Annotated in this window: 15 protein-coding genes and 1 riboswitch; of the genes, 7 read left to right on the top strand and 8 right to left on the bottom strand. The window is 43.6% G+C overall.

The features are described 5' to 3' along the window. The first annotated feature begins 32 nt into the window (after window positions 1-32). A complete protein-coding gene (locus MHN81_RS17250; RefSeq protein ID WP_023397692.1) occupies window positions 33-878 on the top strand; it encodes a Dam family site-specific DNA-(adenine-N6)-methyltransferase in 846 nt (281 codons plus the stop codon). Here the strand turns inward: MHN81_RS17250 and MHN81_RS17245 are convergent. Both MHN81_RS17245 and MHN81_RS17240 read right to left on the bottom strand, forming a co-directional pair. After that, complete coding sequence (locus MHN81_RS17245; protein ID WP_052027334.1) at window positions 875-1069, bottom strand: DUF2970 domain-containing protein; 195 nt, start codon at window positions 1067-1069, stop codon at window positions 875-877. The two genes, MHN81_RS17250 and MHN81_RS17245, sit on opposite strands and share 4 nt — an antisense overlap. 25 nt (window positions 1070-1094) lie before the next feature. Then, window positions 1095-1388, bottom strand: coding sequence for a hypothetical protein (locus tag MHN81_RS17240; RefSeq protein ID WP_023397694.1), 294 nt, complete (start codon window positions 1386-1388; stop codon window positions 1095-1097). A gap of 172 nt (window positions 1389-1560) precedes the next feature. Here MHN81_RS17240 and rpe point away from each other — a divergent pair, with 172 nt between their 5' ends. From rpe to trpS, 3 genes are read left to right on the top strand one after another with little or no spacing between them, the layout of a single operon-like run. Next, window positions 1561-2250 carry a ribulose-phosphate 3-epimerase gene (gene rpe, locus MHN81_RS17235; protein ID WP_211012944.1) on the top strand — a complete coding sequence of 230 codons (690 nt, stop codon included), beginning with the start codon at window positions 1561-1563 and terminating at the stop codon, window positions 2248-2250. Then, the gene (locus MHN81_RS17230; RefSeq protein ID WP_239426300.1) at window positions 2250-2918 is read left to right on the top strand and encodes an HAD family hydrolase; all 669 of its coding nucleotides are present in this window, start codon (window positions 2250-2252) and stop codon (window positions 2916-2918) included. Before rpe ends, MHN81_RS17230 begins: the two co-directional genes overlap by 1 nt. 14 nt (window positions 2919-2932) lie before the next feature. Continuing rightward, window positions 2933-3937: a tryptophan--tRNA ligase gene (gene trpS, locus MHN81_RS17225; protein WP_023397697.1), complete on the top strand. Its 1005-nt coding sequence runs from the start codon at window positions 2933-2935 to the stop codon at window positions 3935-3937. Window positions 3938-4009: 72 nt separating this feature from the next. Here trpS and MHN81_RS17220 read toward each other — a convergent pair whose 3' ends face one another. From MHN81_RS17220 to dapA, 5 genes are all read right to left on the bottom strand, one after another. Beyond that, window positions 4010-4201 (bottom strand): hypothetical protein, encoded by a 192-nt coding sequence (locus MHN81_RS17220; RefSeq protein ID WP_239426299.1) that lies wholly within the window; start codon window positions 4199-4201, stop codon window positions 4010-4012. 214 nt (window positions 4202-4415) lie between these two features. Beyond that, window positions 4416-5528, bottom strand: a complete 1113-nt coding sequence (locus tag MHN81_RS17215) for a succinylglutamate desuccinylase/aspartoacylase family protein (RefSeq protein WP_239426298.1) — start codon at window positions 5526-5528, stop codon at window positions 4416-4418. A gap of 2 nt (window positions 5529-5530) precedes the next feature. Beyond that, window positions 5531-6736: a PLP-dependent decarboxylase gene (locus MHN81_RS17210; RefSeq protein ID WP_023397700.1), complete on the bottom strand. Its 1206-nt coding sequence runs from the start codon at window positions 6734-6736 to the stop codon at window positions 5531-5533. After that, window positions 6736-7476 (bottom strand): 2,3,4,5-tetrahydropyridine-2,6-dicarboxylate N-succinyltransferase, encoded by a 741-nt coding sequence (locus tag MHN81_RS17205; protein ID WP_023397701.1) that lies wholly within the window; start codon window positions 7474-7476, stop codon window positions 6736-6738. The genes MHN81_RS17210 and MHN81_RS17205 overlap by 1 nt, the downstream gene beginning before the upstream one ends. Window positions 7477-7486: 10 nt before the next feature. Then, window positions 7487-8371: a 4-hydroxy-tetrahydrodipicolinate synthase gene (gene dapA / locus MHN81_RS17200; RefSeq protein ID WP_036975095.1), complete on the bottom strand. Its 885-nt coding sequence runs from the start codon at window positions 8369-8371 to the stop codon at window positions 7487-7489. A gap of 118 nt (window positions 8372-8489) precedes the next feature. Beyond that, window positions 8490-8666, bottom strand: a riboswitch (Lysine riboswitch). Between the two features lie 226 nt (window positions 8667-8892). On the opposite strand from dapA, the gene MHN81_RS17195 reads away from it, so the two are divergent. Beyond that, the gene (locus MHN81_RS17195) at window positions 8893-10593 is read left to right on the top strand and encodes a hybrid sensor histidine kinase/response regulator (protein WP_023397703.1); all 1701 of its coding nucleotides are present in this window, start codon (window positions 8893-8895) and stop codon (window positions 10591-10593) included. A gap of 91 nt (window positions 10594-10684) precedes the next feature. Here the strand turns inward: MHN81_RS17195 and MHN81_RS17190 are convergent, their stop codons facing one another. Continuing rightward, window positions 10685-11563, bottom strand: coding sequence for a TraB/GumN family protein (locus tag MHN81_RS17190; protein ID WP_023397704.1), 879 nt, complete (start codon window positions 11561-11563; stop codon window positions 10685-10687). A gap of 517 nt (window positions 11564-12080) precedes the next feature. Here MHN81_RS17190 and ilvG point away from each other — a divergent pair. Beyond that, entirely contained in the window at window positions 12081-13730 is a 1650-nt protein-coding gene (gene ilvG / locus MHN81_RS17185; protein WP_036975099.1) for an acetolactate synthase 2 catalytic subunit, read from the top strand. After that, window positions 13727-13969 carry an acetolactate synthase 2 small subunit gene (gene ilvM / locus MHN81_RS17180; RefSeq protein ID WP_023397706.1) on the top strand — a complete coding sequence of 81 codons (243 nt, stop codon included), beginning with the start codon at window positions 13727-13729 and terminating at the stop codon, window positions 13967-13969. Before ilvG ends, ilvM begins: the two co-directional genes overlap by 4 nt. Window positions 13970-13976 lie beyond the last annotated feature (7 nt).

Below are 13976 nucleotides of genomic sequence, written 5' to 3'. Positions count from 1 at the left end.
AATCCCGCTACTTTTGAGTAATTAGATCGATCATGCAGAAAAAAACCAGAGCCTTTCTTAAATGGGCAGGCGGAAAATATAGTTTAGTGGAAGAGATCACTAAACGATTGCGCAGTGCAAACAGTGAGGCAGAAACTTTGGTTGAGCCTTTTGTGGGTGCTGGCTCTGTGTTTTTAAATAGCGATTTTAAGCGTTATGTGTTGAATGACATCAATGCCGATTTAATTAACTTGTATAAAGAAATTCAGCGTGCACCGGATGAGTTTATCGCAGATGCGAAAAAGTTATTTGTTGAGCAAAATAACTGTGCGGATGCTTACTATGAATATCGTCAGCAATTTAACGAGTGCGTTGATGTTTATGAACGGGCCATTTTGTTTCTTTATATGAATCGCCATGGCTATAACGGGCTGTGTCGATATAATTTAAAGGGGATATTCAATGTGCCCTTTGGTAAGTACAAAAAGCCCTATTTTCCAGAAAATGAGTTATACCATTTTGCCGAGAAGGCCCAAAATGCAACCTTCACCTGTTTAAGCTATGAACAAGTGTTTAAACAGTTACCTAAAAACTCAGTGATTTACTGTGATCCTCCCTATGTACCTCTGAGCAAAACAGCCTCTTTTACAAGCTATGCCAAGGGTGGATTTAACCTTGATGATCAAGCCCAGTTGGCAAATCTAGCTGAGCGTGCCGCATTTGATAACAACAAACCTGTACTTATCTCAAATCATGAAACTGTATGGACGAGAAAAATATACAGTGAGGCGCATTTGGATGTAATTCAAGTAAAAAGGACAATCAGTCCAAAAGGGAATGGGCGCAATAAAGTCAATGAACTGATGGCGCTGTATAGCGCACATTCATCACGTAATTAATGATTTTGTGCGGTAGCAATAACACCATCAACAAGAAAAATTAAGCTAACAACGAAGATGACTACGAAAAGGGTTGCGATGACGGCGTATGGCCAAAAGTGACTACTCTTGAAGTCGCGGTGGTATTTTTTGCTGCTCTGTACGCCAAACATAGCAGCGAGGACGCTCTGAAAGATGCTTAAGAAAACCATCATGATGCGTCCTTTATGCTGTCAATTAAATTTTAGAAATGCTCGAACTGTCTTGTTGGTCATCAGAGCCAATTAAAAGCTCTAATAAATCTAGGTAGTGAAACTGTGCATTGCTGCTACCACCAGTTAACCACGCATACCAACTTGTATGTGCTTCGCGTTTGCAGTGCTGTTCATTATAATTATAAGTTGAGTCGACACACTCACACTGACTAAACTGAGCCGTTTCAATATCGTTATCTCCAAATGAAAATACACCTACCGAAACCACAGCTGCGATTGCCAACAATACTGTCCGTGTTTGAAGCCATGTTACCATAACCATCCCCTCAGCGATTAGCTATCCTTAAATAGTACACTATGGATATTTATTAAACAATCGATTTATCTCTTTTCTCTGTAAGTTGCTCGCAAATTGGCAATTGCTTGCCCGTGTATTTCCGGGCAATTTAAGTTAAAGTAGCGGCGGAAGCTAACTTTAAGGGGAACTCATGTCTTCAGTAAATGCACAACCTGAATTTCTAATTGCACCATCTATTTTGTCAGCCGACTTCGCACGTCTAGGTAGCGATGTTGAAAAAGTAATTAATGCAGGTGCAGACGTCGTGCATTTTGATGTGATGGATAATCACTATGTACCAAATCTGACATTTGGGCCAATGATCTGTGAGGCACTAAGAAATTATGGTATTACAGCGCCAATTGACGTGCATTTAATGATTAAACCGGTAGATGCGTTGATCCCAAGCTTTGCCAAAGCAGGTGCTGACATCATTACATTTCACCCAGAGGCGAGTGAACATGTTGATCGCAGTCTTGCTTTGATCAAAGAGCAGGGGTGTGAGGCAGGCTTGGTACTTAATCCTGCTACGCCATTACATTGCCTTGACTATGTTATGGACAAAGTTGATCAAATATTACTGATGTCAGTGAACCCAGGTTTTGGTGGGCAAAGCTTTATTCCCAATACACTCGATAAACTAAAACAAGTAAGAGAGCGTATCGAAGCATCAGGTAAAAAAATTCGCTTAGAGGTCGATGGCGGTGTGAAGGTAGACAATATTGCGCAAATCGCAGCAGCTGGCGCAGATATGTTTGTGGCGGGTTCAGCTATCTTTAATCAACCTGATTATAAATCGGTTATTGATGCAATGCGTCAAGAACTCGCTAAGGTACGCTAATGAATATCGAAGGGATTTTATTCGATCTTGATGGCACCTTAGTCAACAGTATTCAAGATATGCACTTAGCGCTCAATTTGGCGCTATCAGATGTTGCTTTTCCTGTTGTTTCACAAATGCAGGTACAACAATGGGTTGGAAATGGCATAGACAAGCTCGTTCAGCGTGGACTGAGCTGTGATAGTGAGATTAACCCTGATCTCTCAGCGACGCTTGTCAAACAAGCAACAGAGAGATTTAAAGCACACTACCAAGAGTTAGTCGGTGAGTATGCCGAGCTTTACCCCGGTGTAGAAATAGGCCTATATGAACTCGGGAGTGTACCAAAAGCATTAGTGACGAACAAAGATAGAGTATTTACATTACAACTTTTGCAAAAACTTAACATTGACAAGCATTTTGATGTTATCGTATGTGGTGATGATGGAAACAAGAAACCAGATCCTCAATTGCTTGAGAAAGCGTGTAAACAACTCGGTGTGAGCGCTTCTCAAGCCATTATGATAGGTGATTCCAAAAGTGATATTTTAGCGGCACACAGTGCGGATATGCCTGTGATCGCTTTGAACTATGGGTATAATCAGGGGGAAGCACTCTCGCAATTTAATCCACAGTACCTCTGTGAGCAGTTCTCAGATATAATTCCCATTTTAACAAACCATAATTGAGATAAAGGAACAAGATGACAAAACCAGTAGTATTAAGTGGCATTCAGCCAACCGGTGGTATGACAATAGGCAATTACGTAGGTGCCATAAACCAGTGGCTTAAGCTACAAGAAGATCACGATTGTTTCTTTATGTTAGTTGATCTTCACGCCATTACTGTGCGCCAAGACCCTGCCGCTTTGCGCGAGCGTGTATTAGATGGCATTGCTATGTACACAGCATGTGGTATCGACCCTGAGAAGTCGGCACTCTTTGTTCAGTCTCAAGTACCTGAACATGCGCAGTTAGGCTGGGTACTAAACTGCTATGCACAAATGGGTGAATTGAATCGCATGACCCAATTCAAAGACAAGTCGTCGAAGCATGCGAATAATGTCAACGTCGGTTTATTCTCATACCCAGTGTTACAAGCTGCCGATATTTTATTGTATCAAGCAGATCAAGTACCAGTGGGTGAGGATCAGAAGCAACACCTAGAGCTCACACGTGACATTGCGACGCGTTTCAACAATATTTATGGTGATGTATTCAAAGTACCAGAGCCGTACATTCCTGAGCTAGGCGCGCGCGTTATGAGCTTGCAAGATCCGTTGAAAAAGATGTCAAAGTCTGATGACAATCCAAATGCGTTTGTCTTGCTATTAGACGAACCAAAAAAGATTGAGAAAAAGCTCAAAAAAGCCGTGACGGACTCGGACGAACAGGCGCGTATTTATTTTGACCGACAAGAGAAACCGGGTGTATCTAATCTGCTAACTTTACTGTCAGTTGCAACGGGCCGTTCAGTAGAAGCACTTGTGCCAGAATACGAAGATAAAATGTATGGCCATTTGAAAAAGGATACGGCTGCTGCTGTGGTTGAAATGTTAACGCCAATCCAAGAGCGCTTTAAAGAAATTAGAGCTGATCAGGCGCTTCTTGACAATATTATGCGCAGTGGTGCAGAAAAAGCAGGTGAACGCGCCGAAAAAACACTGAAATCGGTTTATGACGCATTAGGGTTTATTCCTCGCCCATAGCTTACCGAGTGTAAATGACAAAAAAGCCAACGTGTGCACACGTTGGCTTTTTTACTTTTAAGGGGGGGGGGCCTAACGTGTAACGCAGTAAATCCCCTGATTAGTCTTACAAGCATCGCCAGTCGGGCAAGTTCTCTGTCTAACTGTAGTAGTTGCAGGTGTCGGCCATGACCCTGTACCGCCAGCTACATGGGGCGTGTTTTCATTAGGTAGCAATTGTTTATCTTGTGACAGGGTTTTTAGGTGTTTTTTATTTATTTGCATTTTCATCATTATTTCCTTTTAAAAATCTGCATTAACGAATTAATAGGTTGTTTAAAATTCAACCGCTTGTAAAGTGAGATAAATTCAAATACGCAAAAGGATTTCTAAAGATGGTAGGCACTAGAGATATGGTGAAAAATTAAAAAAAGGGTGGCGACCATGTCACCACACCTTAGCAAGTAAGTCTCAGACCTACCTACTCTCACGCAATTTTTTAGAGTTCAAAGTAATTAGTAAATAACTTATACAGTTCGGTACCTTGGTTTACACTTGCAGAAGCAAAGTGCAATATGGCAATGGCATCACTGTCAAACGTAATCGGGTTTAAAGCCTCGCCTTGCGCATATTTGTCCATACGCAAAATATTGACGAGTGTCTCTCCGGCTTTAATATGTCCACCAAGCGCAGCTTGGTATTCCACCATACCGCCTATCGGGGCGTAAAAGGCTACATAGTCTTGCAAATAGCAAGCATATCGTTGTATTGGTTTAGGTTGGTACGTACTGTCTAGGATCACTTCTTTATGAGTTAGATAGCTCAGGAGGCTATCGGCATCTTGTTGTGCTTCGCTCAGGTCAATGTGCTCCTGAGATCCAAGCTCTACAGTAAATGCCTCATTTGTCGTTGTAAAATCCCTACCTAGTGCGCTGAACGCCTCGCTGAGTTGCCACCAAGGACAAAAACAAGCTTCGTCCATTGCACCATCAAACTCATTAGGTATCAGTAATGTGTGAGGAATGTCAAAGTATTTAGCGCTCGCCTGTGCATATTCTGGGCAGTACAAGTGTTTTGCAGAAACAGGTCCCGTATGTAAATCAAGGACTAAGTCAGCCTCATGAGCAAGACGTTGAAGATTGACTGCAATGCGCTTGCCGGTTTTGAGCTGGTGTAACGGTTGGGTAAGTATCTCATCCGTTTTACTAATTAATAGCTGTTTAAATTCACTGCGGATCACTTGCTCAGAAGCATCAACGTACTTTTCGGCAAAGTCAGCGACCAGATGAGTATGATCATGATACAGGCGATTCCAATTCTCTCCGGTGATGGGGTCAAAGCGGCCCAGTGTAAACTCTCCTGACTTCTGATTACATCCAATCGGATTTGCATAGGGAACCAAGGTAATTGAACCGCGCAATTGAACGGTTTTTAGCTTTTCTAGTAAAGCATAGATCACGGCATTGCCCTGCACTTCGGCGCCATGCATATTTGCTTGAATGTAGACTTTGGGCCCTTCGTTCTGATCACCAACAGTAAAAACAGGGATCGACATAGCTTGGCCGTTAGCCAGCTCTGCAACTTGAATGGATGTTTGGGTTATCTGATTCATGGTTACCTCAAATAATTCTGCGGTGTCAGTGGGGGCCTAACGCAGCGTGTTTGACCGGACTGGTAGGTGTACTCGCTTGGCAGGGTATGGCAGAGAAAGTAGGGCATACTTTCAGTGAAACCATAGGCACCACACTGACTAAATACAATCCAATCTTGTTCGGATATATCGCTTGGAAGCGTATGTTCCCCCAAGTGATCTAAGGCTGTGCATAGTGGGCCGTGCAGGGTAAACGTCTTCGGTGCAGAGCTGCTGTCACGTAACAGCTCGGCGGGAAATGCCTGTGCGGTTACTGCCGGGCGCAAAATATGATTTATGCCGCCTGCTAGTATCAACTGATTGCTACTGTAGTTGCGCTTTTGTTCCACAACAGGGTTAATATAATAGCCGCATTCACCCACCGCATACCTACCTAGCTCCATCCACAGCTCATCTACATTGGCTTGTTTCTTAATGTTTTCTAAGCTGTCTAAAATAGCACACCAATCAATCGCAGATTGAGATGCGGTGTAAGGAATGCCTAAGCCTCCACCTAAATCTAAAACACGCAAATTGATATTGAGTTGTTCGGCTAAAGTCACGAGTGGGTCTATCATTTGCTGCCATAGAGAAGCTAATTTTGCCGCATCTAGCATATTACCCCACTGGAAGATATGCAGACCGACAAAATCCAAATGATCATATTCACTGATAGACAGTGATGACCATTCCTGTGTTCCTAAACCAAATGGCGTTAAGCTATCTCCGCCTAATGGGTTTTTTTCATTATCGGGCCAGCGTAACTGAACGCGTAGCAAGATACGTAATTGAGCATTATGACGCTTGGCTGCATCTTGCAGCCAAGCAACCTGATTGAGGCTTTCCGCTACAAAGGTGGTTACACCTGAGTTTAAGAATTCTTCAATTTGGCGTTTGGACTTAGCTGGTCCTGTATTGAGTACGCGGTTCGCATCGATGCCTTGTGCTAAAACCTGTTGCAATTCGCCGCTACTGGCAACATCAAAATCAAATCCCGCTTGGTCTAATGTTTGAATAATACTAGACAATGGGTTTGCCTTGACTGCATACCAAAGTTTCACAACGGTTTGTTCACTTAATTGTCTCAGGTGAGCGTGCAACGCATCTAAATCGTAAAAATAGAACGGTTCATGCTGGTTCTGCGCCAGAGCAGAAATCGCTGTTTTTACTGGCGTACTCAAAGCAGACATTAGCGAAGCACCTCTTCTAACTCAAGGGCTGCATCACTTTGCTCATCGCGGTATTTGACGATAAGAGCACAGGACAAGCTTAGACCTTGCTGTTGTGCCCATTCACCATTTGCAGGGCGAGAGCCTGGGATAACAATGGCATTTTCAGGGATTGCTTCGCCTTTTTCTAATACCCTTTCGTTAACGCAGTCATACACAGGAATACTTGCAGAGAGACGTACGCCAGGTGCCAATACAGCGCCTTTTTTCACTACAACGCCTTCAACTAAAACGCAACCTGCGCCAATGAAAGCATCGTCTTCCACGACCACTGGGCTTGCCCCGACCGGCTCTAATACACCGCCTACCTGTACGGCCGCGCTGAGATGCACATTTTTACCAATTTGTGCACAAGAGCCAACCAAAGCATGGCTATCTACCATAGTACCTTCATCGATATACGCACCGATATTCACGTAAGCTGGTGGCATAATAATTGTGCCTGAAGCGACATATGCGCCACGTCGAACGCTGCTTCCACCTGGGACCATTCTCACACCGGCTTCAGCCGCGAATCCTTGAGGTGCTAAGTTATCTTTGTCGACAAAGCCTCCTGGGTATTCTGTATTTGTACCGTTTCTAAAGGCTTCTAGGATACCTTCTTTGACCTCGACATTGGCATGCCAGTTGCCTTGTTCATCCTGTGTCGCTGCGCGAACAGTGCCATTTTCTAGGTTGTTTAATAGGGTTAACCAGCTCATGTATACTTCCTTAACTCCAAGATAAAATAGTTGAATTTGCGGTTTTGATAAACGTTGTGTCACTGAGCTCTAAGTGGGTCAGTGGTGGGCGAAGACGCGGCGAAGCCAGCTGTCCTTGCAAGTGCATTAAGACCTTGACGGGGATCGGGTTGGCTACGCTAAACAAGCTGTTTACCGCGTCTGTCCAAGTGGTAAATAAATTTGGAAACGTGCCAGCAAGCGAGCGCTTTACAAACTCTGCTGTTTGCTGAGGCCAAGCATTGGCAGCAACAGAGACAAGGCCTGCTGCGCCCGCTTGTGCAAAGTACGGCATCAATCCATCGTCTCCACTATAAATAGCGAGATCAGGTGATGCTTTGCGGAAAGATTCAAAGGTAGCAATATCACCACTGGCTTCTTTGAGCGCCCATAGTTTGGGATGGGAAGCAAGATTTTCAATAACATTTGGGCTTATTGAAACAGCGCTGCGTCCAGGAACGTTGTACAACATGCATGGGTGATTACTGGCATCCAATAATGTTTTAAACCAGTGTGTCAGGCCCACGTTACCTGGCTTCGCGTAGAGCGGTGAGCCAACCAAAAAGGCATCGATCGGTTGGGTGTTGCAAAATTCAACCCAGTCGAGTTGTAACGCAAGATCATGGCCGCCAATAGCAACCATCAATGGCACCGTTGGCGACAGCTCACAAACATAACGCACAATGTCGCGCTGCTCTTGCTGTGACAGTGCAAGCCCTTCACCGGTACTACCGAGTAAAAGTATGCCATTACCAGCTTGTTGTTGTGCAAGTACTAGTTGCGCTAACGTGTGAAAATCAACGTGGTTGTTATCGTCGAACGGCGTAACAAGCGCTGTCCATAACGGGTAGTCAGATAAGTTGTATTTAGATTTCATCTCTACCGAACTTAAATGCAGCTCGGAAGGTGACTTGAAGTGCAAATCCAGCTTCCGAACAATTAAAATTCGAAGAGCAATGGACTTAAAATAGCATAAGGCATGGCCTTATCTTTCTAAGACCAGAAGCTCTCCACCAAATATGTTGGTGACAGTCGCTGGGATTCAGCCCATGCGCCCGAAAAAATCAATTAGCAAAGATGATTTCTTCTCGGCGTTAATTCCCCTCACTAAATGTCATCGGAGTTTGCTCTCCTCAATTTAGCTACCTGAATAACGCACCTCTTCCAGCCCTCAAAATAGCCATTACAGCTATTTTGCGATAATAGGGTCAGACGGGATTGAAACATTTTGGCCGTCTAGGTGTCAAGCTCCAATCTGTAAAAGACTGAAATTAAGCTACACTTCTGTTTGTATACAGCTCAATTTTATCTCTATTATTTTGCGCCAAACACGGAGGCAGCCGGTTGCTTAAGATATTGAAAACATTTCGCTTCAGGTATATTTTAGCGATTTCTATTATGATCATTGTCATCACTACGGCGATGGCAACAATGCAGATACTCTTGTCTCAGCAAGCTGCCAGTACTTACGTGATCAATACGGCGGGGATGCAGAGAATGCTGTCGCAAAAAACGGCGTTACTATTAGGGGCTGAGTACATACGCGAGCATCCAGGTACGTTTGATGAACAGCAAATGCTGCGTGATGCATTAGATAAAATGGCTGAAAACCAAGCTTTTTTATTAGCAAAGTCGGGTGGTAGATATAGTCATTTATCTTCTGACCTGCAACAGTTTTATTTTCACCCCCCGGTTGCATTGGCAGCACGGGTTGAAGAGTACATTGATTTAGTCAAAACTGCGCATAGCCTAGCCCTTGTCGGCAATTTGAAAGTCGAAAAATTAATCCAAGTGCAATCTCGAGCCAACGAACTTTTAGTTGCACTAGATCAGGCGGTTACACTACATGAGTTAGTTGCTACTAACAAAGTAAAGAAGCTGCAAAATGTCGAGTTATTTATTTGGCTATTTGGCATGCTGATCCTCATTATTGAAGCGCGTTGGATTTTCTATCCGATGGAAAAAAGCATTCAAAATAAAATTACGCGGCTTCAGACACTGCGCATTGAAGCCAATCGCTTGAAGCGTAGTAAGAGTGAGTTCTTGGCGCGAGCAAGTCACGAGATGCGTACACCACTGCAAGCCGTTATGGGGTATCTTGCGCTGTTTAAAGAATCAGCTCAACCTGCTCATTTAGAGGTTGTCGAGCACGCTGCAAAGCAGCTCAATATTCTGCTCTCAGCAATAGATGATTACAATGTTCTATCAGAGAATAAAGAAATTAAGTTAGACAATAAAACCGCTTGTCTATTTGATACTTTGTCTCACTCGTTAGCAATTTATAAGCCTCTGCTACAGCAAAAATCATTAAATTTTACAACGGACTTAGGGTCTGGTTTATCTCAAGTTGTCGATTGTGATCACAATCGGTTAGCTTGGTTGGTTGGGCAAATATTAGATAATGCTGTGAAATACACTGAATACGGAGAAGTGAGGCTAGAAGCGGATTGTCATCAAAGGAGTGAAGAAGAAGCCATCTTTCACTGCCTGATCACAGATACCGGGCCAGGTATAAGTCAAACCCAAGCCAAAATTGATGAAGAGGAGAATTATCAAGGTATGCAGTTGGGGCTGACTCGCGCACAGCTCATCATCAATATGCTCGGTGGCGAAATGAGTTTTACGGATAATATACCAAGCGGTACGCAGGTATTATTAGAGATCCCGGTGAAAGTGGCTAAATCAGCTGCATTGACACCGTTTGAATTGAGTCGAGAAAATCCGGCTTTATTGGTGGAGGACAACTTACTAAATGCGCGTGTTGTCGTGACATTATTGGAAAAGTTGGGCCTGTCAGTAATACATGTAGTAAATGGGCAAGAAGCGCTATCTGAGCTACAAAAGCAAGAGTTTAGTTTGGTATTGATGGATTTAAATATGCCTGTGATGGATGGTTTCACGGCAATAAAAATGATCCGCCATAACCTTGGACTAGAGTTGCCCATCTTGGTGCTTACCGCAAATACCACGGAGCAGGCTATTAATAGAGTGTATGAATTAGGTGCGAATGCCCATTTATTTAAACCTGTGGATTTAAAAACCTTACGAGAAAAGGTCGAACTGCTAATCACCCCCTCGGTAGTGAACGACTCACTGTAATAATTAACGGTTTTTAAGATGGTTAGGTTAGGTGGCGGAGTTTTCTTGGTAGATAAAAGGAGCGGTGCAAGGCATCCTTACACCGACCAATTTATATTCTCTTCACTTTAAAGCCTTGCGCTTTTAGCAATTCAATCAGGCCGTGTTGTTTGGGCAAGTGCAGTGCACCTACGGCAATGAAATGCGATGTTTTACCCATATTGGGGGCAAGAGTGCGAACCCAGGTATGGTTGCGATCAATTACGAGAACTTGTTCGGCAAGCCGTGCATATTTTGAGTCATCAAAGCTCAGCTCGTAGTACTTGCCCAGTTTAGCATCATCACCTGTTTTCCAGGCTTCTATCATATCTTTAATGAATTTATCAGCTTCTTCCATTTGAGAGAGAGTTTGTGTCACCATCTCATCGCTCATAATCGCGATCTGGCTGAACATTTCTAATTGTTGCTCAAATAACTCCAGCTCTTTAATGTTTTTTTTATGTTTAATTGCGTGTGCAATAACTTGTTTATCTATGCCATAAGTATCAGTTAATCCCGCTTTTTGATATTCAAGTTGCACAATTGTGAGCATAACAGCCCACGCTGGCGTACTGTTGAATAGTGCGATATTGATCCCCCGCTTGGTAAAATAGGCTTCGAGTTGTTTATAAACTTTTTGGGAGACTGCCAGTGGCAGAGGGCGGCTATTGGAATTGGCAATAAATGCGGCTGTTTTAGTCTGAATTTCAAATGCTGACAGCGCGCTCATATTGAGCTCTACAACGGTATTCTCAGCCTGCTCAATGGCACTTTTAACCTTGCCAGGCAATCCTTGCATACTTGGATCACCAACATGAACAGTACCGAATAAATAGGAAGTCACCCCGTTTTTTTCTACGCTCCACAGTGCTGGAGCAGCTTGACTTAGTGTGCTAAAAAACAGCAATAAGCAAAATGACGAGACTAATTTAAAAAACAAAATGTGTTTCACTGCGGTGGTCCTTTTATGTCTTGGATTAAACATCATAATCAATTGAATAAGTAAATCACAAAAATTTAATACAGAAATCTGACATGCATAATTGTCTTCGATATATTGAGGTAGTTTACCCTAATGTAAGTTTGCCCCTATTGTTTTGAATTAAAATGTCGTAAATGGGTTGTTTTTGGGTTTTTTATTTCTCTATTTCTGTTTTTTTACAATGAAATGGCATAGTTTTTATGGTTGACATGTCACCTGTCGCAGGTTACTAATAGAATAAAGAACAGGCAGACAGTATTCGTCTGCCAGTGGATGCAATCAAGCACAGTACAATTTTTTGGATTTGGATTTATGTTACTAACAGCAAAACTACTAGTCGTGATTATCAACGTGGTGATTATTATTACCGCGGGGGCTTTGTAGTGCTGTAAGAAAAGAATCAGCTAAAAGCCCCCCGCACTGAAAAGTTCGGGGGGCTTTTTCGTTTTAGGGCAAAAAAACAGAGCAAAGGGCAATGAGCAAAACAATGACAGGCGCACAAATGGTAATCGATATCCTTGTTAAACAGGGGATCTCAGACGTATTCGGCTACCCAGGCGGGGCAATTATGCCGATTTACGATGCGTTATATGGTGCGCCACTCAAGCATTATTTAACTCGCCATGAGCAAGGAGCAGGGTTTGCGGCAGTTGGCTATGCACGCAGCACGGGTAAGTTAGGTGTTTGTTTTGCTACTTCGGGGCCTGGCGCTACGAATTTAGTGACGGCACTGGCTGATGCAATGATGGATTCGGTTCCGCTTTTGGCAATCACTGGACAAGTTCCTACTGCGGCGATTGGCTCAGATGCATTCCAAGAGGTTGATGTTTTGGGGATGTCCTTATCCTGTACGAAACATAGTTTTATGGTAGAGCGTGCAGAGGATTTGGCTGAAGTACTGCAACAGGCGATGCACTTAGCGGTATCTGGTAGACCTGGACCTGTATTAGTTGATATTCCAAAGGATATTCAACAAGCACTAGTGCCTTTTTCTCCTTGGAGTGCAGACACTCAGACGCAAGAAGCGCCGATATTAAATGATCTAGCTTTGGCTAATGAGCTATTGAGAAAAGCCTCAAAGCCAGTGGCGTATGTCGGTGGTGGCGTTCATAGCGCAGATGCACAACCTGCATTGATGGCATTTTTGGAGCAAACCCAGATGCCTGCAGTGTCCACTTTGAAAGCGCTTGGCAGTGTTTTACCTGAATACGAGTACGATTTGGGCATGCTGGGTATGCACGGGACCAAGGCGGCGAACTTGGCTGTGCAAGAATGTGACTTACTAGTATGTATCGGTGCTCGGTTTGACGATCGGGTGACGGGAAATTTGGCCAAGTTTGCGGCGAAAGCAAAAGTGATCCACTTAGACATTGATGCTGCAGAAATAGGCAAACGCAAGCCAGCAGCGGCTTCATTGGTGGCTGATTTAAATGTCTCTTTGCCTCTATTACAGGGAGTTTTGGCGCCTGCGGATTGGCGTGAGCATATCAGCCATATGCAGCGAGAGTATGCTTGGCGCTATGACTACCCTGGGGAGAAAGTTTTTGCGCCTTATTTGCTTAATAAATTGAGCCAAGATGTACCTCAAGATACGGTTGTTTGTTGCGATGTGGGCCAGCATCAAATGTGGGTTGCACAGCATATGAAATTCAGTCATCCGAGCAACCATCTCAGCAGTGGCGGCGCTGGTACTATGGGATTTGGCCTACCGGCGGCAATTGGGGCGAAAATTGCGCGCCCGGACAATATGGTTATCACGGTTTCAGGCGATGGTTCCATCATGATGAATATCCAAGAGTTAGCGACCATCAGAAGAAATAATCTTGCCGTCAAGATAGTTATTCTAGACAACCAAAGGCTAGGTATGGTGAGACAGTGGCAAGAGTTGTTTTTCTCGGCGCGATATAGTGAAACAAACTTGTCGGATAACCCTGATTTTGTACAGCTGGCCGCTGTGTTTGGTATCCCTGGACAAACTATCACACATGCATCGGAAGTAGATGATGCAATTGAAAAACTAGTAAATAGCTCTGGTCCTTACATTTTACATGCCTGTATTGATGACAAAGAAAATGTTTGGCCTCTTGTACCGCCGGGTGCGGCAAATGATGAAATGTTAACGGAGAACACACAATGAAACATCAATTAACTGTGGCTGTAAAAAATCAAAGCGTTGCTGTTGAGCGTTTTCTACGTGTGGCTCGACACCGTGGATTTCGTCTAATGCAACTGCAATTAGAGGGGCAGGATGAGTTGTTTCTCGTCAAAATGACAGTAGATAGTGAGAAACCTATCTATCTATTAACATCACAATTAAATAAGCTAGTGGATGTGCAGTCGGTTGATTTGCATACATTACAGCAGCAGGCAATATAACAATATT

The sequence above is a fragment of the Pseudoalteromonas sp. Of7M-16 genome, from assembly GCF_022347805.1.
Classification (GTDB): domain Bacteria; phylum Pseudomonadota; class Gammaproteobacteria; order Enterobacterales; family Alteromonadaceae; genus Pseudoalteromonas; species Pseudoalteromonas luteoviolacea_F.
This window is presented reverse-complemented; position numbering and strand designations above follow the sequence as displayed.

Excerpts from the sequence above, each read along its gene's own strand:
- rpe (WP_211012944.1), top strand. The coding sequence starts at position 1,561 with ATGTCTTCAGTAAATGCACAACCTGAATTTCTAATTGCACCATCTATT.
- MHN81_RS17210 (WP_023397700.1), bottom strand. The coding sequence starts at position 6,736 with ATGTCTGCTTTGAGTACGCCAGTAAAAACAGCGATTTCTGCTCTGGCG.
- ilvG (WP_036975099.1), top strand. The coding sequence starts at position 12,081 with ATGACAGGCGCACAAATGGTAATCGATATCCTTGTTAAACAGGGGATC.
- MHN81_RS17205 (WP_023397701.1), bottom strand. The coding sequence starts at position 7,476 with ATGAGCTGGTTAACCCTATTAAACAACCTAGAAAATGGCACTGTTCGC.
- trpS (WP_023397697.1), top strand. The coding sequence starts at position 2,933 with ATGACAAAACCAGTAGTATTAAGTGGCATTCAGCCAACCGGTGGTATG.
- MHN81_RS17195 (WP_023397703.1), top strand. The coding sequence starts at position 8,893 with ATGATCATTGTCATCACTACGGCGATGGCAACAATGCAGATACTCTTG.
- MHN81_RS17250 (WP_023397692.1), top strand. The coding sequence starts at position 33 with ATGCAGAAAAAAACCAGAGCCTTTCTTAAATGGGCAGGCGGAAAATAT.
- MHN81_RS17240 (WP_023397694.1), bottom strand. The coding sequence starts at position 1,388 with ATGGTAACATGGCTTCAAACACGGACAGTATTGTTGGCAATCGCAGCT.
- MHN81_RS17215 (WP_239426298.1), bottom strand. The coding sequence starts at position 5,528 with ATGAATCAGATAACCCAAACATCCATTCAAGTTGCAGAGCTGGCTAAC.
- MHN81_RS17220 (WP_239426299.1), bottom strand. The coding sequence starts at position 4,201 with ATGCAAATAAATAAAAAACACCTAAAAACCCTGTCACAAGATAAACAA.
- MHN81_RS17230 (WP_239426300.1), top strand. The coding sequence starts at position 2,250 with ATGAATATCGAAGGGATTTTATTCGATCTTGATGGCACCTTAGTCAAC.
- MHN81_RS17245 (WP_052027334.1), bottom strand. The coding sequence starts at position 1,069 with ATGGTTTTCTTAAGCATCTTTCAGAGCGTCCTCGCTGCTATGTTTGGC.
- ilvM (WP_023397706.1), top strand. The coding sequence starts at position 13,727 with ATGAAACATCAATTAACTGTGGCTGTAAAAAATCAAAGCGTTGCTGTT.
- dapA (WP_036975095.1), bottom strand. The coding sequence starts at position 8,371 with ATGAAATCTAAATACAACTTATCTGACTACCCGTTATGGACAGCGCTT.